General features: G+C 75.6%; 13 protein-coding genes, 1 tRNA gene and 3 pseudogenes. 6 read left to right on the top strand and 11 right to left on the bottom strand.

Features of this window, described 5'->3' with window-relative positions; translation table 11 throughout:
* The first annotated feature begins 134 nt into the window (after positions 1-134).
* From ACH5AR_RS33365 to ACH5AR_RS33355, 3 genes are all read left to right on the top strand, one after another.
* Positions 135-647 (top strand): hypothetical protein, encoded by a 513-nt coding sequence (locus tag ACH5AR_RS33365; RefSeq protein WP_396305275.1) that lies wholly within the window; start codon positions 135-137, stop codon positions 645-647.
* A gap of 106 nt (positions 648-753) precedes the next feature.
* Complete coding sequence (locus tag ACH5AR_RS33360; protein WP_396305274.1) at positions 754-1,659, top strand: spermidine synthase; 906 nt, start codon at positions 754-756, stop codon at positions 1,657-1,659.
* Positions 1,660-1,866: 207 nt separating this feature from the next.
* Positions 1,867-2,343 (top strand): GNAT family N-acetyltransferase, encoded by a 477-nt coding sequence (locus ACH5AR_RS33355; RefSeq protein WP_396305273.1) that lies wholly within the window; start codon positions 1,867-1,869, stop codon positions 2,341-2,343.
* Here the strand turns inward: ACH5AR_RS33355 and ACH5AR_RS33350 are convergent.
* From ACH5AR_RS33350 to ACH5AR_RS33325, 6 genes and pseudogenes are all read right to left on the bottom strand, one after another.
* Positions 2,328-3,400 (bottom strand): annotated as a pseudogene (locus ACH5AR_RS33350) (IS5 family transposase); the annotation flags it as partial. The gene ACH5AR_RS33355 and the pseudogene ACH5AR_RS33350 overlap by 16 nt on opposite strands.
* 159 nt (positions 3,401-3,559) lie before the next feature.
* The gene (locus ACH5AR_RS33345) at positions 3,560-4,471 is read right to left on the bottom strand and encodes a hypothetical protein (protein WP_396305272.1); all 912 of its coding nucleotides are present in this window, start codon (positions 4,469-4,471) and stop codon (positions 3,560-3,562) included.
* A 108-nt stretch (positions 4,472-4,579) separates the two neighbouring features.
* Positions 4,580-5,026 carry a DUF4442 domain-containing protein gene (locus ACH5AR_RS33340; protein WP_396305271.1) on the bottom strand — a complete coding sequence of 149 codons (447 nt, stop codon included), beginning with the start codon at positions 5,024-5,026 and terminating at the stop codon, positions 4,580-4,582.
* Between the two features lie 246 nt (positions 5,027-5,272).
* Positions 5,273-5,348, bottom strand: a tRNA-His gene (locus ACH5AR_RS33335).
* 200 nt (positions 5,349-5,548) lie between these two features.
* Complete coding sequence (orn, locus tag ACH5AR_RS33330; protein WP_396305270.1) at positions 5,549-6,151, bottom strand: oligoribonuclease; 603 nt, start codon at positions 6,149-6,151, stop codon at positions 5,549-5,551.
* Between the two features lie 856 nt (positions 6,152-7,007).
* Positions 7,008-8,055 (bottom strand): annotated as a pseudogene (locus tag ACH5AR_RS33325) (helix-turn-helix domain-containing protein); the annotation flags it as partial.
* Positions 8,056-9,047: 992 nt separating this feature from the next.
* Between ACH5AR_RS33325 and ACH5AR_RS33320 the strand changes: the two are divergent.
* Positions 9,048-9,854, top strand: coding sequence for a GNAT family N-acetyltransferase (locus tag ACH5AR_RS33320; protein WP_396305269.1), 807 nt, complete (start codon positions 9,048-9,050; stop codon positions 9,852-9,854).
* Positions 9,855-10,135: 281 nt separating this feature from the next.
* On the opposite strand, the gene ACH5AR_RS33315 is transcribed toward ACH5AR_RS33320, so the two are convergent.
* Entirely contained in the window at positions 10,136-11,227 is a 1,092-nt protein-coding gene (locus ACH5AR_RS33315; RefSeq protein ID WP_396305268.1) for an HAD-IA family hydrolase, read from the bottom strand.
* A gap of 1,115 nt (positions 11,228-12,342) precedes the next feature.
* Between ACH5AR_RS33315 and ACH5AR_RS33310 the strand changes: the two genes are divergently transcribed.
* Positions 12,343-12,819 (top strand): universal stress protein, encoded by a 477-nt coding sequence (locus ACH5AR_RS33310; protein WP_396305285.1) that lies wholly within the window; start codon positions 12,343-12,345, stop codon positions 12,817-12,819.
* 162 nt (positions 12,820-12,981) lie between these two features.
* Here ACH5AR_RS33310 and ACH5AR_RS33305 read toward each other — a convergent pair whose 3' ends face one another.
* The 4 genes from ACH5AR_RS33305 to ACH5AR_RS33290 form a co-directional block, all read right to left on the bottom strand.
* Positions 12,982-14,172, bottom strand: coding sequence for an acyl-CoA dehydrogenase family protein (locus tag ACH5AR_RS33305; RefSeq protein ID WP_396305267.1), 1,191 nt, complete (start codon positions 14,170-14,172; stop codon positions 12,982-12,984).
* A 178-nt stretch (positions 14,173-14,350) separates the two neighbouring features.
* On the bottom strand, positions 14,351-15,337 hold the full coding sequence (locus ACH5AR_RS33300) for a hydroxymethylglutaryl-CoA lyase (RefSeq protein ID WP_396305266.1): 987 nt from the start codon (positions 15,335-15,337) through the stop codon (positions 14,351-14,353).
* The gene (locus ACH5AR_RS33295; RefSeq protein ID WP_396305265.1) at positions 15,334-17,661 is read right to left on the bottom strand and encodes an acetyl/propionyl/methylcrotonyl-CoA carboxylase subunit alpha; all 2,328 of its coding nucleotides are present in this window, start codon (positions 17,659-17,661) and stop codon (positions 15,334-15,336) included. Before ACH5AR_RS33295 ends, ACH5AR_RS33300 begins: the two co-directional genes overlap by 4 nt.
* 163 nt (positions 17,662-17,824) lie before the next feature.
* Complete coding sequence (locus tag ACH5AR_RS33290; protein WP_396305264.1) at positions 17,825-19,537, bottom strand: carboxyl transferase domain-containing protein; 1,713 nt, start codon at positions 19,535-19,537, stop codon at positions 17,825-17,827.
* Between the two features lie 127 nt (positions 19,538-19,664).
* Here ACH5AR_RS33290 and ACH5AR_RS33285 point away from each other — a divergent pair.
* A pseudogene (locus ACH5AR_RS33285) lies at positions 19,665-20,291 on the top strand (TetR/AcrR family transcriptional regulator); the annotation flags it as partial.
* Positions 20,292-20,315 lie beyond the last annotated feature (24 nt).

The following is a 20,315-nucleotide window of genomic DNA, read 5'->3' as shown; positions in this document are numbered from 1 at the left end:
CGCCCCGTGGCCTGCGCCACGGCCCCCGCGTTGTCCTGGTACGACGAGAAGCCCGCGTCGTCGCCCGGCCCGTCCCGGCCCGGCGGCCCCCAACGGCCGTGCTTCCGGACCCGACCAGGTACAGGAGGGCCACGATGGCCACCGGACTGCCGCAGTACCGACCCGTCCTCGGGGGAGTGCTCGCCGGCGCGGCTCCCGCCCTGCTCCCCGAACCCGCCGAGGACCGGACCGCCGGCCGGGGGCCGGGCGGAGGCGGTCGCGTCCCCCGCGGCGGCCACCGGCGGGAGCGCTCCCTCCCCGACGAGGGCGTCCTCGTCACCGGCTGCGACACCGTGACCGTCGCCCTGCGGCACGGTCTGGAAGCCGTCGACATCCTGAGACTGCGCCGCGCCTGCGGAGCCGTCCTGCAGAGCCGCAACGGCAGCACCGTCTCCTTCCTCGTCCCGGCGGGCACCTGGGAGACCTGGCACCTGCCCGGCAGCTCCTGTACCGCCGGCGCCCTGGTGCCCGCCGCCACCGACCCCCGCTGGGTGATCCCCCCCTCCGGCACCGGCCCACGGGCCCGCTCCACCGACGCCTGGGTCCTGCGATCCGCCCTCTGCGAGGCCGCCTGCACGCTCACCGCGGGCGGCCTCGGCCCGTTCTAGCGGGCGGCCCGCGCGGACCCGGCCGACCCCTCCGCGGGCCCCGGCCGGACCCCGGGGCACGCCCCTGACCAGCGGGTGTCCTCCGGCAGCGGAGATAATGGCCGCCATGGGACGAAGCAGCAGGGCCGCGCGCGGCCCGGAACCCGAGGCCGCCACCGGACCGGGCGGGCGCAGCCACGCCCAGGGCCCGCTCAGCCGGCCCGTCGGTTCCGGACTCGCCGAGCTGCGCCCCGACCGCGACCGCCCCGCCGCCTGGTCGCTGCTGATCGACGGCGCCCCGCAGTCCCTGGTCGACCTCGCCGACCCCACCCGCCTCGGCTTCGAGTACCAGCGCCGGCTCGGCCACCTGATCGACCTGGTCGCCCCGCCCGGCCGCCCGCTCACCGTGCTGCACCTCGGGGGCGGCGCCCTCACCCTGGCCCGCTACACCGCCGCGACCCGGCCGCGCTCGCGCCAGCAGGTCGCGGAGATCGACACCGCGCTCACCGAACTCGTCCGCGCCGAACTCCCCCTGGAGCGCGGCTGGCAGATCAAGGTGCGCGGCGCGGACGCCCGGAGCGTGCTGGAGCGCACCCCGGAGGGCAGCGTCGACCTGGTGATCACCGACGTCTTCTCCGGGGCCCGCACCCCGGCCCACTGCACCACCGTCGAGTTCACCGCCCTCGCCGCCCGCGCCCTCGCCCCCGGCGGCTGGTACGCCGCCAACATCGCGGACGGCGGCGCCCTGCCCTTCGCCCGCTCCCAGGTCGCCACCCTCGCCGCGGTCTTCCCCGAGCTGTGCCTGATCGCCGACCCGGCCGTGCTGCGCGGCAAGCGCTTCGGCAACCTCGTCCTGGCGGCCGCCCACACCCCGCTCCCGATCGCCGAGCTGACCCGCCGCGCGGCCTCCGACTCCGCCCACGCCCGGGTCGAACACGGCCGCGCCCTCACCGACTTCGCGGCCGGGGCCGTCCCGGCGACGGACGCCACGGCGGCCCCGTCCCCGGAGCCGCCGCCGGGGGTGTTCCGCTGACGGCCCGCCGGCCGCGGCCCCGGTCCCGGCCGGGCTGAGGCCCGACGCCGGTGGGGCGGCGCGGATCGGCGGCCGGGGGGCGCGTGCGCGGCGCGGGGTTGCGCGCCGCCCGGAGCTGCGCGCCGCGCACCGGAAAACCGTTGGCGGACGATCGAGTCGCGGCCGACAATGGCGCTGCCGTCCGCCGCCACCGATCCGAGGGGTGCCATGGAGATCAGACCGGCCCGGCCCGAGGAGGCCGCGCAGCTGACGGGCATCGCGCTGCGGTCCAAGGCGTACTGGGGCTACGACGAGGCGTTCATGGCCGCCTGTCGCGCGGAGCTGACGGTGGACGCCGGGCTGATCGAGCGGTCGGCCACGGCGGTGGCCGAGGAGGGCGGGCAGCTCCTGGGGTTCGTCGCGCTCTCCGGCGTGCCGCCGACCGGGTCGCTGGACCTGCTCTTCGTCGAGCCCGGGGCGATCGGCCGCGGTGTCGGCCGGGCCCTGTTCGAGCGGGCCCGGGGCCTGGCCGCGGCGCTCGGCCTGCGCCGGCTCACCATCGACTCCGATCCGAACGCCGAGCCGTTCTACCGCGCGATGGGCGCCACCCGGATCGGCAGCGCCCCGTCCGGCTCCATCCCGGGGCGCGAACTCCCGCTGCTCGCCCTGGACGTGGCCGCCGCCCGCGGCCTGTCTGACAACTGATCACCGTGCTGGTTCGCGGAGCCAGCGGACCGGGGAGGCCAGGACGACTCCGGCGCGGTGACGGTCGGCGAGCTCGTCGGGCCCGGTCGCGATCGCACGGAACTGCTTGAGGCGGGCGAAGCATCGCTCGACCACGTTCCGGTCGTGGCGGGCCGCCCGGCTGGAGTACGCCGTGTCGCCCAGCAGGCGGTTCGGTGCCGTGCGCGGGCGGCCCGTGGCGGCGCGCGGGATGCGGATGCCGTCGAGGGCTCGGCCGAACGCGGTGGCGTCGTCGACGCTGCCCGGGTGAGCACGACCGACAGCGGCAGGCCCCGGCCGTCCGTCATGAGGTGGAGCTTGGTGGTCAGCCCCCTCGGGACCTGCCGAGGGCCCGGTGCTTGTGCGAGCGTCCCGTACCGCTCGGGGAGACCACGCCGCGGGCCCCGGTCCGCTCACCGCCCGGATCCCGCGCCGCCGCAGGTGCTCGCGGATGGCCTCGACGGGTAGGCCCGGTCGCCCAGGACCACGACGGGTCGGGTGCGGGGCCTGCCGGTCGCCCTGGGCACGCGCAGGGCGGCCATGACGTGTTCGAACGCGGGCGCGCCGCCGGCCTGGCCGGGCGTGAGGTGGGAGCACAGCGGGCGGCAGCGGCCGTCCGCGGCAAGGTGGATCTTCGTTGTGAGTCTGCCGCGCGGGCGTCCGAGGGCGTGGTGGCCGGGTTCGTCGGCCGGGGCTCCTTCTGGCGGGCCCCGGCCGCGTTCTGGTGCGCTCGCACGATCGTGGAGTCGACCGAGACGACCCGGTCCAGGTCTCCCTCCGCGTCGGCCCGGGCGAGCAGGGCGGTGAAGACCCGCGCCCGGGTTCCGTCGATCGCCCGGTTCCGAAACCGGGTGTGGACGCCCTTCCAGGAGCCGTACCCGGCGGGCAGGTGCACCCACGGCGAGCCGGTCCGGAACCTCCAGGCGGTCGCACCGATCACCTGCCGGTGATCGCGCCACCGCCCTCCCCGCCTCGGCGTCCGGTCCGGTAACAACGGCTCTGTCCGCGCCCACTGCGCGTCAGTCAACGGCACGACCAGGCCAACGACCCGATGATCGGAGAGAAATGCCTTAGCGGCTCTCCCACGGCGGCCGCGCCCGGCCGCCGTGGGAGGCCGTCCTCGCCGGTGCCGGGCCCGCGTCCTCGTCGCCGTACAGGGCGAGGCCCGGCCCGCGCGCCGGGCGGGTGCGGGGGCCGTTCAGTGGCCGCTCGGGAGCCCGCGGTGCTTGCACATGGCCGCGCCGGTGAGCAGCAGCCCGGCGGCGATGGGGGCGAGGACGGCGGTCGCGGTGGCGGAGCCGGCGCCGGAGGCGGCCGCCGCGGCGGTGTCGGCGATCGCCATCGCCGCCGGAGCCGGACCGAGGCCCGGTGGGGGAGGCGGCGCGGGCGCGGGGCCGGGGGCCGGGCCGGGGTCGCCGTCCTCGACGGAGGTGGCCGCCGCCTCCCGGAGCAGGGGGTCCGCCGCCGCGGCCTCGCGCTGCCGGGGGACGGCGGGCTCGGCGGCGCCCTCACGGCGGCGGGCGGCGGGGTGTGCGTCGGCGGGGCCGTCCTCGCGGGAGGCACGGGGGCGGTCGGTCCGGGCCTGGGCGGGGGCGGTGTCGAGCAGCCCGGAGGCGAGTGCGAAGGCGTCGGGCACGGCCGCCCGTTGGCCGGGAAGCGGCAGCCCACCGGCCCGGATGCGCTCCTGGAGGGTCCCGCTGACCGCCCCTGCGGCCCCCGCGGCACCGGCGATCCCGCCGACCGGGCCTTCGCCGACCGGCCCGGGGGAGCGGCCCGGCGTCCCACCCGTCGGTGGCCCGGAGCCGACGGGGTGTTCGGCTGACTGCCCGTCGAGGGCGGGGCCGCCGAGGGCGGGGCCGCCGGGCGCCGGCCGGTCGAGCAACGGCGCGGCGTGCAGGGCGCGGCGGACGGCGGGCCGGGCCGGGTCCGGCAGCGGTTCGACGGCGGCCGCGCAGGCCCCGGGAGCGCCGACGCCCCAGAGCTGTGCGAGCAGGGCCCCGGCGGCCGCGACGATCCGCGGGCGGGGCAGCCACCGGGCGATCCCGCGGTGGGCACCGGCGACGCCGCCGGGGGCGGGTACCTGGGCCTTGGTCGCGTGATTGGCTCGCACGTGAATCGAGAACGAGCGGCGGGGCGGTGAGGTCACGCCGCCGTCACGGACAGTCATCGTCCGGGGGCCCCGGGGCCACTGCTCCCGGGGCTACCGACCGGCCCGGGGTCAGGAGTTGGGGCGCAGGGTCCAGGTGACCGTCATCACGCCGGTGACGGCGCCGTCGGCCCGGGTGATCTCGACGGTGACCGGGAACTCGGGGCGGCCGCCCGCGTCCAGCTCGGCGACGACCTCGGCGGCCGGGCGGCCGAGCAGCGCGGTGGCGGTGACCTCGCCCATGGCGAGCTTCTTGTACGCGATCTCGGCGTTCACGGCGAGCGGCACGGCCCGGGACAGCTGGTCGCCGAAGGCGGCCAGCACGATGCAGCCGCTGGCGGACTCGGCCAGCGTGAACATCGCGCCGGCGTGCGGGCCGCCGACGTGGTTGTGGAACGCGGCCTGGTCCGGGAGCCGCAGCACGGCCCGCTCCGGGGTGGTCTCCAGGTACTCGAGCTTGAGGGTGTGCGCCATCGGCACGGTGGAGTCGAGCAGCTGGCCGATCGTAGGTGTGGTCATGGCGACGATGTTACTAGTCGGTAGCTTCTGGGGGCAGGGGTGCGGAAGAGTCGATCGGGCGGGCGTGTGTGAGGGAGCGCACATCCCGGCAGGGGGCGTACGGCTGACGCCGCGCACGGTCGGCGCCGTGCGCCACGGCCGGGGCGCCGTGCGGCTGGGGCGGCGGACAACTGAGGCCGCGTACGGGCGGGGAGCGCGAAAACGCCTGAGGGGCCGATCTCTTGAAGAGATCGGCCCCTCAGGCTCTGGGGTGAGTGACGGGACTCGAACCCGCGGCCACCTGGACCACAACCAGGTGCTCTACCAACTGAGCTACACCCACCATCTGTCCGGTCCGTTCCCGCTCTCGCGTTCCCGTTCCGACAGGAAGAACTCTACAGGATCCGAGAGGGTGCTCGCGCCAGGGTTTCGTCCCGGCCGGGGCGGCACCCCCGCGGCCCTGCGGCCGGGCTCGCCGGGGCGGCTCCGGTGGGCGGTTCCACCGGGCGTTCCCGGAGCGGGCCCACCGGGGCGGCCCCGGGCTCAGCTCTCCGGGGTCCGGTACTTCGCGGCGATCGCGCGCGCGACGTCGGAGTCCGGACCGGGCTGCGGGACGAACACCGCCTCGCGGTAGTACCGCAGTTCGTCGATGCTCTCCCGGATGTCGGCGAGCGCCCGGTGGTTCCCGCCCTTCGGCGGGCTGTTGTAGTACGCCTTCGGGTACCAGCGGCGGGCCAGCTCCTTGATCGAGGAGACGTCCACGATCCGGTAGTGCAGGTGCTTCTCCAGGGCCGGCATGTCCCGGGCCAGGAAGCCGCGGTCGGTGGCCACCGAGTTGCCGCACAGCGGGGTCTTCCCGACCTCCGGCACGTGCTCGCGCACGTAGGCGAGCACCAGCGCCTCGGCCTCGGCCAGGGTCACGCCCTGCTCCAGCTCCTCCAGCAGCCCGGAGGCGGTGTGCATCGCGCGCACCACCTCGGGCATGTTCGCCAGCGCCTCCGCCGGCGGCCGGATGATGACGTCCACGCCCTCGCCGAGGATGTTCAGCTCGGAGTCCGTCACCAGTACCGCGACCTCGACCAGGGCGTCCCGGTCGAGGTCGAGGCCGGTCATTTCACAGTCGATCCATACCAAACGGTCATTCACACAACTCACCCTACGGCGCGATCACGCGCCGCGGGGACCGGTGGAGCCGAGCGGGGTGCCTCGGCCTGGTGCTCCTCCGGCCCGTCGTGACCGCCGTGCCCGCCCGGGTGCTCGCCCTCCCGCCCGGGCAGGACCGCATGGCCGTCCCGTCCGGCCCGGCCCTCGCGCGCCGCCCGGGAGCCCTCGGCCGAGGGCCGGCCGGCCTGGCCGCGGACCTGCGGGGTCCGCGCCTGGCGGCCGCGGAGCTCACCGGGCCCGGCGCCCGGCTGCCCGGCCTGCGCCGGCATCCGTCCGGTGGTCGCCCCGTGACCGCGCCCGGCCGGGCCGGGCTCGTCCGCGGGCCGCTCGGCCGCGCTCCGGTGCCCCTGGCCCTGGCCGCGAGCCCCCGGCTGGGGGAGGCCGTCCTCCGCCGCCGCGTGCTCGGCGGTGCGCGGCGGACGCCCCGTCCCCGCGCCGGCCTGCGGCGGAACGACCGGCGGCCGCAGCGGACCGCGCCCTGCCGCACCCTGCTGCCCGGGGTGCGACTGCTGCGCGGCCTGCTGGTGCGGGTACGGCTGCCCCGCACGGGCGTGGAAGGCCTGACCGGTCGGCGTCCCGACCTGGCCCGGACCGAACCCGCCGGACTGCCCGTGCCCTCCCGGCTGCCCGTGCCCGGTCTGCTGGCCGTGCGGCACCGGCTGCCCGTGCGGGCCGACCGGCACCGGCGCCCCCGGACCGGCCGGGAACGGCTGCGCCGACGGCACGCCGTGGGCCCCGCCGAACAGCGGCCCGCCCGCCGGGGAGACCGCGCCCGCCGGGTGCGGCAGTGCTCCGGACAGCCGCAGGTCGCCGAGCACGCCGGTGGCCGTGGGCGGCTGCTGACCGGGCCGGCGGGCCCGGTAGCTGGTCCGGTACGCGGCCGGCGACACCCCGAGCTGGCGGCGGAAGTGCCCGCGCAGCGCCACCGGCGAACGGAACCCGCACCGGCGCGCGACGTCGTCCACCGACAGTTCCGAGGTCTCCAGCAGCCGCTGCGCCTGGAGCACCCGCTGGGTGATCAGCCACTGCAACGGCGCGCTGCCGGTGAGCGTGCGGAACCGCCGGTCGAAGGTGCGCCGGCTCATGTACGCGCGAGCCGCCAGCACCTCGACGTCGAACTGCTGGTTGAGGTTCTCCAGCGCCCAGGTGACCACCTCGGCCAGCGGGTCGTTGCCGATCTCCTCCGGTAAAGACTGGTCGATGTACTGGGCCTGTCCTCCGCCGCCGCGGCGGCTCGGCACCACCAGGCGGCGGGCCAGCGCGTTGGCCGCCTCGGCACCGTGGTCGCTGCGCACCACGTGCAGGCACAGGTCGATGCCGGCGGCGGTGCCGGCCGAGGTGAGCACGTCGCCGTCGTCGACGAACAGCTCGCGCGGGTCGACGTGCACCCGGGGGTAGCGCTTGGCCAGCGTCGGCGCGTACATCCAGTGGGTGGTCGCCGGGCGGCCGTCGAGCAGTCCGGCGGCGGCCAGGACGAAGGCGCCGGTGCAGAGCCCGATGATCCGGGCGCCCTCGTGGTGGGCCTTGCGCAGGGCGGTGATCGCCTCGACCGGCGGCGGCTGGGAGATCGAGCGCCAGGCCGGTACGACGATCGTGCCGGCGCGGGCCAGGGCCTCCAGGCCGTACGGGGCGGAGAGGGTCAGGCCGCCCGTGGTGGCCAGCGGGCCGTCCTCCCCGGCGCAGACCAGCAGGCGGTAGCGGGGTACCCCGGCGTCCTGGCGGTCCACCCCGAAGACGGAGAGCGGGATGGAGCTCTCGAAGATCGGGGCGCCGCCGAAGATCAGCACCGCGACGGTCTCCCGGCGGCGCCGGCCGGACAGCTTGCGGGGGGCGGAGGCCGCCGACGGGGGCGCGGAGCCGTTCGCGCCGGGGCCGCCGTGGCCCAGTGGACCGTGGCCGGAGCCACCGCCGAGCGCGAGGCCGCCGAGCGGACCGCCGCCCGCCCCGGGGGCGGCCCCGGGGGCGCCGTTCACACCCGGGGCACCGCTGCCGTAGCCGGAGTGGCCCGAGTGGCCGGCAGGTCCGGCATGGCCGAGCTGGCCGCCGTAGCCGGGGTGGCCGGAAAGGCCCGGGTGGGCGGGGTGACCGGGATGGCTGGAATGGCCCGGGTACTCGCCGCCGTAGGGCTGCCCGGAGCTGACGGGGCCTCGGCCGGCGGGCTGCCCGCCGAAGTGCTGTCCGCCGAAGCCCGACTGGCCTCCGTAGCCGGACTGGCCCCCGTAGGGAGCCGCTGCGCCGTGCTCGGCCGCGCCCGGCACCGCGCCGGGGCCGGCTCCGGCGCCCGCCCCGGAGGACGGCACCGCGGAGTACGAGGAGTGCGAGCCGGTGCCCGGGGAGCCGGAGGTGCGGGTGGTGGCGATCGACGCGGTGCCAGTGCTTCTCGCGGACCGACCCGCGCTGCCGGCCGCCGCCTGGCCGCTGTCAGGACCCGCGTCGCTCCTGCTCACCCTGCTCAAGGCGCTCAAGCCCCCTCGGTGGTGTGGTGTGGGTGGTGCGGCACTGCTGGCCAAGATCGAAATCTATCGGGTGGACCGTTGCCGTTGTGACAAGTTCACCATCCGACGCTATGTCGACATGGCAATTTGGCGTGATGCATTCGATCACGAAGCGTGGCACCCGTCGACCTTTCTGGGAAGAGGGCCGGGGCAACGGTGGCTTGTTGTCGCGGGACGCTTCCTGGGGCGTCCGGCTCCGGCGCGCCCGGCCGGCTGGTCTGGGCTGCGGATTTGCCCAAGCGGGAGGGATCGGCGCGAAATTGACCGAAAATCGGCGGTGCACGAGGGGGCGCACAGGGAGAAGTCGTGCGCCTCCCAGGCTTCATCCGGCCAAGCCCGGTACGGCAGAACCGGGAACCGGACCGCCGGGTTACGGTCCTGCGGTGAACACCGACAGCCGGCTCGAACGGGCCAACGACAACGCCGCGGCCTTCTGGCTCGCCCAAGCCCGCGTCCACGGTTGGCAGTCCCGCACCCGCCCGGGGCTGACCGCCGTCCGGTGCGCCCGGACCCCGGACGATGCGCACCGCATCGTGGTGACCCGCCCCTACGAGGAACCGGCCGCCGTCGCTCGGGAGTTGGCGGAGCTGATGGCCGAGTGGTCGACCATACGCTGCACGGTGGAGGACCCGTACGAGGGGCTCGACCTCACCGGACTCGGGGCCACCCGGATGCCGGTCATGCCGGTGATGGTCCGGGACCCGGGGCCGGTCGAGGGTGCGGCCACCGCCCTGCCCGCGGTCTCGCAGGCTTCCGGGGGCGGCAGCCTGACGGTCGATGAGGCGCGGGACGGCGACACCTTCGCGCTGGTCGAGCGGACCATCGTGGAGGGCTTCCCGCTGCCCGCCCGGCAGCCCTGGGTCCGGGCCGAGGCCCTTCCGGAGCGCCTGCTGGAGACACCCGGCTGGCGGGGCTGGCTCGGCCGCGTCGACGGCGCGGTGGCGGGCACCTGTCTGACCTACGACGACGGCCGGGCCACCGGCGTCTACTGGGTCGCCACCCTGCCGGACCAGCGCGGCCGGGGCGTGGCGGGCGCCGTCCTCCGGACCGCCCTGGCCCACGCGCACCCGGACCGCCCGGCGACCCTGGTCGCCACCTCGCTCGGCGAGCCGCTCTACCGCAAGCTCGGCTTCGTCGAGCGGGCCCGGACGTGTTGGTGGACCCGCACACCGGCGCCGACGGCGGCGTAGCGGCGGTGGGCCCGCTCGGTGGGGCTGCCCCACCGGATGCCCGGGTTCGTCGTGCGGGCCCGCACCTGCGGCCGGACGCGGACCCGGCCCCGGCCCGGACCCTGACCCGGACTCCGACCCGGACGCCGGTGCCGGAGTAGCGGCGGCGGGCGGGGCGGGGTGATGGGAAGCCAGGGGGCGGGGGCGCGATAGGGGTGCCTTAGGGGCGAGGGCGAGGGCGAGGGCGGGGGCGAGGAGGCGCGGGGAGGGGCTCGGGGGTGCGGGAGGGGCCGGCCGAGGTGCTACCGGGCGGCCGTCGTGCTGGGCACCGCCGGGGATGCGGTGACGGGTGGGGCTGCGGACAGGGCGGTCGGTGGTACGGCGGGCGCGGTGAAGGCAACGCCCGTCCCGATCCTGCCGTCCGTCCCGCTCCCGGCGCCGGGGCCGGTCTCCGCGCGGGTCTCGGGGCGGTCAGAGGGGCGGCCCCCGTGACGGCCCTCGGCGATCACGGCAAACCCGCCGGATCGGTTTCGGACACCCGGCCCGCCTGCGGAGGCGGATCCCCCGCCGGCCGCGGCGGTAGCGGGAACGGATGTGCTCGGGCCGTCCAGGGCGGCCATCGCGGGACGTACGCCGGACCGTGCGCCGACCAGCGCCGTCGCGTGCACCGGCATGCCCGCCGCCTTCCGCAGCGGCCCGCCGGAGCGGACGCCGGGCCGCGGCGCGGGCGCGTTCCGCGCGGCGAGGACCTGGCCGACGGCCTCGGGCAGACCGGCCGCCTTCAGCGTCGGCCGGTAGCCGCTCTCCGCCCACGGCCGGCCGTGGTGCAGCCAGACGCTGCGCAGCCCGGTGAGCTCGGCGCCCGCGATGTCGGCGGGGGCGTGGTCGCCGATCATCCAGGTGTGCTCGGCCCAGTCGCCGGTGGGGGCGACGCCGCACCGCTGGGCGGCCATCTCGAAGATCAGCGGGTCCGGCTTGACGCAGTCGGCCTCCTCCGAGATGACCCAGCCGTCGACCAGCGGGCCCAGCCCGGTCCGTCGGATCTTCTCCAACTGCGGCCGGGTGCCGCCGTTGCTGACGATCCCGAGCGTCCAGCCGGCGTCCCGGGCGGTGCGCAGCGCCTCGATGTGCCGGGGCGGACAGTGGATGTGGGAGTTGATGCCGCGTCGGTAGTGGGCGATCAGGAACTCGGCGGAGACGTCCAGCCCGTAGCGGCGCCGGACCGCCGACAGTACGGTGCTGCGCGGTACGTAGCCGCCGCCGTCGAGGGTGACGAACCATTCGAGGTCGCCCGGCGGGAGATCGTGTTCGGACAGGAAGTCCTGCGCCCAGGCCCGGTAGGCGGCGTCCCGGGGCAGCAGGGTGTTGTCGAGGTCGAACAGGAGCAGGGGCATGCCGAGCATGGTGCCAGCGGTCGCGCCTATGCACCTGGCAAATGCCAGACGCCGTCGCGAAGCCGTAGGGAGTGGCTGAAACGGCCTGCGCGTGCCTGGGGCGGGGGTGGTTCCCGGGGTGGCCGGGGCTGTGGGGGCGGGGCTTTCGGGCAGGTCGGTGGGCGGGCCGGAGGTCACCGTTCGCGACGCGCCGCAACGGATCGTCGCCGATCCATGACAGTCCGGTCACGGTGTTCCGTGGGGCTGTTGCGCCGTCCGGTCCGCTCAGTCAAGCTCCAGGGAACCTCCTTTCCGGAGGGGGCGCGATCGCCTGCGGGCGGGGCGCATTGCCTCGGCGGGCGCATCCCCCTTTCGCGGGAACAACGTCGCTCCGGAGCTTCCTCGCTGGGCGGGGCCCCAAGCCCGTCGTATTCTGAAAGGAACAGGTCACATACGGTGCTGCGCGGCGCAGACCGACGTCATCCCGTGGGCGGGCCTGCTGCCCGGGCAGCGTTGTTCTCCTCTCCTGTCGGCCCCTCTCCATCGAAGAGCCGTGAGCCATGGCTGGTTTTGAGCCTCCCCGACCGGTGGAACCGGACACGTCCCGCAGCGTGGGCCCGGCCGGTGGTCCTGCCTCCGAGCCCCGCGGTGACCACCCCGGCGCCGACCGCGGCGACAGAGCTGGCAGTGACGACAGCGACGGCCGTACGGACGGCCCTGCCGACGACGGGCACGCCGAAGCCCAGCCCCGCGCTGACGCCCGTGGGCGCGTCCCGGGCGTGCGGAGGGGCCATGAGCCAGCCGCCGGCCCCGAGGCCCCCGGCGCACCCGTCGGGCCGGTCAGCCCCGACGGCGCGGAGAACGCCGGAGCGACGGGAGCAGCAGGAGCGGTCGGAGCGGCCGACGCGACGCTGCCGACGGGCCCGGGGCGGCCCGCCCCGGGGCACGACGGCCCGGTGGGCTTCACACGCGCTCTGCGCGGCCTCGCCCGTCGGGGCAGCCTCGCCCGCCGTGAGCGCTCGGGGCCTCGCCAGCGGCGTGGTGCAGCCCCGGCCGACCCCTCCGGGGCTCCGGTGACGGGCCGCCTGGGCCCGGGGGCCGAGTACCCGGAGGCGGCTTCCGGCGGGACCGGCCCGCTGGGCGGGCGGGCCGACCCGTCCGGGCAGGACATCCCGGCGCCGTCCCTCGACCCCGTGTTCCAGCACGGCGTGGTGGTGGGCTTCGACGGCTCGCTGTCGAGCGAGCGCGCCCTCGCCTACGCCGTCGGCATGGCGCGTCGTTCGCAGTGCGGCCTGGTGATCGTGCACGTCGCCAACCGCCTGCCCGCCACAGTCTGGGCGGGCTGCGAGCCACCCGTGTTCGTCGACCTCCCCGACCACCGGACCGAGGTCCTCGGCTTGGAGCTCGCCTGCGCGGACTTCCTCACCGGGGTGCCGTGGATCCTGGTCGAGCGCGGCGGGGACATCTGCCACGAGATCGAGGAGGTCGGCCGTGAGTACGCCGCCGACGCGATCGTCGTCGGCACGACGCACGGCCTGCTCGGCAAGATCTTCGGCTCGGTCTCCGGGCGGCTGGCGCGGCGGGCCAACCGCCCGGTGATCGTGATCCCCTGAGGCCCGGTTCCGGCGGCTTCCCACGAAGCCACCGCAAGGTCTCCTCCTGATGCCCTCCTCTGCCGCGCCGCTCCTCAACTCCCGTTGTGGAGCAGCGCCTTGTCCGGTATGGCGGCCCGGCAGGCTCGGGTCGGCCCGGAGGCGACCATCAGGATGTGGCCGTCAGGCGCCGACGCCGAGCTCCCGGGCGATGAGCATGCGCTGGACTTCGGACGTGCCCTCCCCGATCTCCAGGATCTTGCAGTCGCGCCAGAAGCGGGCGACCGGGAACTCGTTCATGAAGCCGTACCCGCCGTGGATCTGGGTCGCCTCGCGGGCGTTGTCGACGGCGGCCTCGGACGAGTACAGCTTCGCGATCGCGGCCTCCTTCTTGAACGGTTCGCCGTGCAGCAGCCGGGAAGCAGCGTCCCGCCAGGCCAGGCGGGAGGTGTGGGCGCGCAGCTCCATGTCGGCAAGCTTGAACTGGATGGCCTGGTTGGCGCCGATCGGCCGGCCGAAGGCCCGGCGCTCGCCGGCGTACTTCACGGACTCGTCGACGCAGCCCTGGGCCAGGCCGGTGGCCAGGGCCGCGATCGCGATGCGGCCCTCGTCGAGGATCCGCAGGAACTGGGCGTAGCCTCGGCCACGCTCGCCCAGCAGGTTGGCCGCGGGAACGCGGCAGTCGGTAAAGGACAGTTCGCGGGTGTCGGATGCGTTCCACCCGACCTTCGAGTACTTCTTCGAGACCTGGAAGCCGGGGGTCCCGGTGGGCACGATGATGGAGGAGATCTCCCGGGTAGGCGAGCGGAATTCGCCCTCTTCACTCGAACGAGCGATCGGTTCGGTGAGCGCGGTGACGGTGACCAGTCCGGTGATGTCGGTGCCCGAGTTGGTGATGAAGCACTTGGTCCCGTTGATGACCCACTCGTCGGTGGCCTCGTCGTACCGCGCGGTGGTCCGGGTGGCCCCCGCGTCCGATCCGCCCTCCGGCTCGGTGAGGCCGAAGGCGCCGAGGAGTTCGCCCGAAGTCAGCCGGGGCAGCCACGTGCGCTTCTGCTCCTCGGTGCCGAACCGGTAGATCGGCATCGCGCCGAGCGAGACGGCGGCCTCCAGGGTGATCGCCACCGAGGAGTCGACGCGGGCGAGTTCCTCCAGGGCGAGGCCGAGGGCGAAGTAGTCGCCGCCCATCCCGCCGTACTCCTCCGGGAAGGGCAGGCCGAAGAGCCCCATCTGCCCCATCTCGCGGATGATCTCGTACGGGAACTCCTCCCGCTCGTAGAACCCGCCGATCTTCGGCGCCACCACGTCCTGGGCGAACTCGGCGACGGTGCGCCGCAGTTCCTCGTACTCGCTGCTGAGCCTGTGGTCGAGCATGGTGATCCTCCTGGCGCCCGGCCGGGTCGGCCGCGGACGTGAGCGGGGTGACCGGCGTCCGTCGGACGGTGTGACGGTCGCACGGTGCGATAAGCGGACGGTCTGTCGGGTGGTGCGGGTGGTGCGCGGCACCGGCCGGGTGGTGCGGGCGGCCGGCGCCGGGGCGGCAGCGGACGGGTCAGCCGCCGGTGGGGCCGAGCAGTGCCTGGACGGTGCGGGAGGGGCTCGGCCGGCCGAGGCGCTCGGCCATCCAGCCGCTGGTCGCCACGAGGGAGCGCAGGTCGACGCCGGTCCTGACGCCGAGCCCGTGCAGCATCCAGACCAGGTCCTCGGTGGCCAGGTTGCCGGTGGCGCTCTTCGCGTACGGGCAGCCGCCCAGGCCGCCCGCCGAGGCGTCGACCGTGGTGACGCCCTCGCGCAGCGCCGCGAGGGTGTTGCTGAGCGCCTGGCCGTAGGTGTCGTGGAAGTGCACGGCGAGGCGACCGACCGGGACGCCGGCCCGCGCGAAGCCCGCCAGCAGGGCGGTGACCTGGCCCGGGGTGGCGACACCGATGGTGTCGCCGAGGCTCAGCTCCGTGCAGCCGAGCTCCAGCAGTCGCACCCCGTACCGGACCACCTGGTCGATCGGGACGGGGCCCTCCCACGGGTCGCCGAAGCACATCGAGAGGTAGCCGCGGACCGCGATGCCGGCCCCGGTGGCCCGGCTCACGACCGGGCGGAACATCTCCATGGCCTCGTCCGCCGAGCGGTTGAGGTTGCGGCGCGCGAAGGTCTCGGTCGCGCTGGCGAACACCGCGATGTCGGCGGTGCCGTGGGCGAGCGCGCGCTCCAGGCCGCGCTCGTTGGGCACCAGCACGGGCAGCCGCAGGCCGGGGTGGCGCTCCGGCAGACCGGCGAGCCGGGGTACCAGCTCCTCGGCGTCGGCCAGCTGGGGTACCCATTTCGGGTGAACGAAGCTGGTCGCCTCGACGGTGCGCAGACCGGCCTGTGCGAGTCGGGCGATGAACTCGGCCTTCACCTCGACCGGCACCAGGGACTTCTCGTTCTGCAGGCCGTCGCGCGGCCCGACCTCGTGGATCCGGACCTCCTCGGGCAGCCCGGGGGCGCGGACCGGCTCGGGCAGGCCCAGGTCGAGGGCGTCGGGCTCGCGGGCGGCGGCGGTCACGACCGCACCTCCGCGGGCTCGGCGGGCTCGGCGGGGGCGGCGGCCGGCTCGGTGGCCGTGCCTCCGGCCGTCGCATCCCTGGCGGTCGCGTCCCCGACCGTGTCTCCGGCCGTCGTGTCCTCGACCGGGGCGACCACCACCAGCAGGTCCTCCATGGCGACGGTGGCCCCGGCGGTGGCCCGCAGCTCGGCCACCACGCCGTCGTGCGGCGCGGCGATCACGTGTTCCATCTTCATGGCCTCCAGCACGAGCAGGGGCTGCCCCTTGCGCACCGACTCGCCCGCCGTGGTCTTGACGACGGTGACGGTGCCGGGCATCGGGGCGGTGAGGGCGCCGTGGTGCGCGCCGGCCCCGGCGGCGCTCTCGACGACCGGGTCGTAGGCGTGCAGCGGCCAGGCGTCGCCGTCCAGGCCGAGCCAGGTCACCGGTCCGGCGGCGAGGCCGGGGGCGGCGTCGGTGGCCAGCGAGAACGTGGTCCGCAGGCCGTCGACGGTCAGGTGCAGCCGGTCGCCGGCCAGGGTCGCGCGGGCGCGGTGAACGGGGCCCTCGTCGAGGCGGAGCTCCAGTGCGCGGGCGGTCCCGGCGGAATTGTCAGTGGCATCGGCTACGTTGCCCGCAGTGATCGAACGGACGCGCACCGCCACCGGATCCTGGCCGGGGGTACGGAGGCGGTGGGTGGTCCAGGCGGGCGTGCCGCCCAGGCGCCAGCCGGAGGGAAGGGAGAAAGGGTCGGTCCATCCGCCGGGATCGGCCGGCGGGGCGAGTTCCAGGTGCCGTGCCAGTGCGGCCGCGTAGTAGAGGAGGTGAGCGGGTGACGGCGGTTCCACCGCACGGGGTTCGACTGCCGCCGTGGTCGTGTCCGGGGCGGCCGCGTTCGTCGGGGAGTACGGCGAGGTGAGCAGGGCCGGCTGCTCCTGGGCCGTGCGCTCCACGAGGCCGGTGTCCAGCCGGCCGGCGGCGACCTCGGGGTGGGCGAGCAGTCGGCGCAGGAAGCCGGCGTTGGTGGTGACGCCCAGGATGCGGGTGTCGGCCAGCGCCGCGCGGAGCCGGCGCAGCGCGGTCGGGCGGTCGGGCCCGTACGCGATGACCTTGGCGAGCATGGGGTCGTAGGCGCTGGTGACGACGGTTCCGGGGGCGATCCCGGAGTCGACGCGGATGCCCTCGCCCCGGGGCTCGTCCAGGGCGAGGATGCGGCCGCCGGTGGGCAGGAAGTCCCGTTCCGGGTCCTCGGCGCAGAGGCGGGCCTCGATGGCGTGGCCCAGGAAGGAGATGTCGGACTGGCTGAAGGAGAGCGCCTCACCGGCGGCGACGCGCACCTGCCACTCGACCAGGTCGAGCCGGGCCGCGTCCGCACCGACGGCGACGGCGAGCTCCGTGACGGGGTGTTCCACCTGGAGGCGGGTGTTCATCTCCATGAAGAAGAAGTCCCGCACCCCCTCGGCGGCGGAGGCGGGGGCGTCCGGGTCGATGCCGGGGACGATGAACTCCACGGTTCCGGCACCGGTGTAGCCGCAGGACTCGGCGGCGCGGACGGCCGCAGCGCCCATCGCGGCGCGGGTCTCGGCATTGAGGAGAACGGAGGGAGCCTCTTCGATCAGTTTCTGGTGGCGGCGCTGGAGGCTGCACTCGCGCTCGCCGAGGTGGACGGTGGTGCCGTGGGCGTCGGCGAGCACCTGCACCTCGATGTGGCGCGGCCGGTCGACCCACCGTTCCAGCAGCAGGGTGTCGTCGCCGAAGGCGGTGCGGGCCACGCGGCGGGCGGCGGCGATCTCGGTGGGCAGGTCGGCGCGGTCCCGCACGAGGCGCATGCCCTTGCCGCCACCACCGGCTGACGGCTTGAGCAGCACCGGGTAGCCGATCTCGTCGGCGGCGGCGACGAGGTCCTCGTCGGTGGGTGAGGTGGCCTGGCTGCCGGGCACCACCGGGACGCCGGCGGCCCGGACGGCCTCCTTGGCGTTGATCTTGTCACCCATCAGCTCGACGGCACCGGGAGGTGGTCCGATGAAGACGAGGCCCGCGTCGGCGCAGGCACGGGCGAAGCCGGGGTTCTCGGCGAGGAAGCCGTAGCCGGGGTGCACGGCCTGGGCGCCGGTGCGGCGGGCGGCGGCGAGGATCCGGTCGGTCCGCAGGTAGGTCTCGGCCGCCGAGCTGTCGCTGCGGTCGGCCGGGCCGAGCCGGACCGCGACGTCGGCCTCGCGGACGTGCGGTGCGTCGGCGTCCGCGTCGCTGAACACGGCGACCGAGCGGACGCCGAGCCGGCGCAGGGTGCGGATCACCCGGAGGGCGATCTCGCCGCGGTTGGCGACCAGAACTGTGTCGAACATGGGAGGCGTTCCTCCGGGTCGAGGGGAGCCGTACGAAGGAGGTGGTGTGAGCGGCCGGGGCACCGGCCGGGGTGGCCGGTGCCCCGGGGTGTCACCCCCGGAAGGGCCGGGGCGTCACCCCGGGAGGGCCGGGGCACGGACGCGGGGGTGACTCCGGGCGGGATCACATGCGGAAGACGCCGTACGGAGCGGGCGGTGCCAGCGGGGCGTTGGCGCAGGCGGTGAGCGCGAGACCGACGACGGTGCGGGTGTCCATCGGGTCGATCACGCCGTCGTCCCAGAGCCGGGCGGTGGCGTAGTAGGCGTTGCCCTGGCGCTCGTACTGTTCGCGGACGGGGCGCTTGAACTCCTCCTCCGCCTCGGCCGGCCACTCCTCGCCGTGCGCCTCCAACTGGTCACGGCGGACGGTGGCGAGGACGGAGGCCGCCTGCTCGCCGCCCATCACGGAGATCTTGGCGCCCGGCCACATCCACAGGAAGCGAGGGGAGTAGGCCCGGCCGCACATCGAGTAGTTGCCGGCTCCGTACGAGCCGCCGATCACCACGGTCAGCTTCGGGACGCGGGTGCAGGCCACGGCGTTGACCATCTTGGCGCCGTGCTTGGCGATGCCGCCCGCCTCGTACTGCCGTCCGACCATGAACCCGGTGATGTTCTGGAGGAAGAGGAGGGGGATGCCGCGCTGGTCGCACAACTCGATGAAGTGGGCGCCCTTCACGGCCGACTCGGCGAACAGCACGCCGTTGTTGGCGACGATGCCGACCGGGTGGCCGTGGATCCGGGCGAAGCCGGTGACCAGGGTGGCGCCGTACTCGGCCTTGAACTCGGCGAACCGGCTGCCGTCCACCAGGCGGGCGATCACCTCCCGCACGTCGTAGGGCGTGCGCGGGTCGACCGGCACGGCGCCGTACAGGCCGGCCGGGTCGACGGCCGGCGCCTCGACCGGGGCGAGCGGCCACGGCCTGGGCCCGCGCGGGCCGAGCCCGGCGACGATCGTGCGGACGATGGAGAGGGCGTGGGTGTCGTCCTCGGCCAGGTGGTCCGTCACCCCCGAGGTGCGGGAGTGCAGCTCGCCGCCGCCCAGCTCCTCGGCGGTGACCACCTCGCCGGTGGCGGCCTTCACCAGCGGCGGGCCGCCCAGGAAGATCGTGCCCTGGTTGCGGACGATCACGGCCTGGTCGCTCATCGCCGGGACGTACGCGCCGCCGGCCGTGCACGAGCCGAGCACGGCGGCGATCTGCGGGATGCCCGCGGCGGAGAGCCTGGCCTGGTTGTAGAAGATCCGGCCGAAGTGGTCGCGGTCCGGGAAGACCTCGTCCTGCATCGGGAGGAAGGCGCCGCCGGAGTCGACCAGGTAGACGCACGGCAGCCGGTTCTCCAGCGCGACCTCCTGGGCGCGCAGGTGCTTCTTCACCGTCATCGGGTAGTAGGTGCCGCCCTTGACGGTGGCGTCGTTGGCGACCACCACCACCTCGCGTCCGGCGACCCGGCCGATGCCGGCGATCACTCCGGCTGCGGGCGCCGCGCCGTCGTACATCCCGTCGGCGGCCAGGGGGGCCAGTTCCAGGAAGGGGGAGGCCGGGTCGAGCAGGGTGTCCACCCGGTCGCGGGGCAGCAGCTTGCCGCGGGCGGTGTGCCGGGCGCGGGCCTTGGCACCACCGCCCAGGGCGGCGGCGTCGAGCTTCGCGCGCAGTTCGGCGACCAGCGCCCGGTGCGCCTCGGTGTTGGCGCGGTACGCCTCGGAGCCCGGGTCGGCGGAGCTGCCGAGCCGGGGTGCCGGTGCGGCGGCCGCGGAGGGTGCGGCGCCGGGCGCCGCCGCCGTGCCGGTCGCTGCGCCGAGCCGGACGCCGGTGGGTGTGCCGGCGGTTGAGATGACCATTCCCAAGAGCTCCCTTGCCCTCGGCACCAGGTGGCAGCCGGGTGCGTCCGCCCGTGATCACGTTAATTAACGTTAACTTACGCGCCCAGGTTAACGGCGGATAACCCGACTGTCTACGATGGACGGCATGCCCAACGTCCCCGCCGCCTCCGCACTGCCCCGCCGTGACCAGATCCGCCGGGAGGCCGCGAGGCTGTTCGCCGCCCGGGGCTTCCTGGGCGTCGGTGTGGACGAGATCGGCAAGGCCGTCGGGATCAGCGGCCCCGGGCTCTACCGTCACTTCGCGGGCAAGGACGCGATGCTCGCGGACCTGCTGATCGGCATCAGCGAGCGCCTGCTGGACGAGGGGCGCCGCCGGGCGGGCGGCGGCGAGGGCCCTGCCGCCACGCTGGACGCGCTGATCAGCGGCCACGTCGACTTCGCGCTGAACGACCGGGACCTGATCACCCTGCACGACCGCGAGCTGCTGAACCTCAAGGAGGAGGACCGGCGCACCGTTCGCCGGCTCCAGCGCGGTTACGTCGAACTGTGGGTGGACGTGGTCCGGCAGGCCTATCCGCCGCTGGCCGGCCCCGCCGCCGAACCGGTGGCGCGGGCCGCCGTGCACGCCGTCTTCGGCCTGATCAACTCGACCCCGCACAGCCTCGGCCCGCACCCCGAGCAGGGTGAGCGCAGCGGCCTCCAGCGCGACGGCATGGCCGCCCTGCTCCACGCCCTCGCCCACGGCGCGTTCGCGGCGGCTGCACAGTCAGCGGCCGCGCAGGCAACGACCGCCCAG

Origin of the sequence: Kitasatospora sp. NPDC018619 (genome assembly GCF_044391605.1) — a bacterium.
Taxonomy (GTDB): domain Bacteria; phylum Actinomycetota; class Actinomycetes; order Streptomycetales; family Streptomycetaceae; genus Kitasatospora.
Note: the sequence above shows the minus strand (reverse complement) of the source record. Positions and strands in the feature narration are given on the sequence as shown.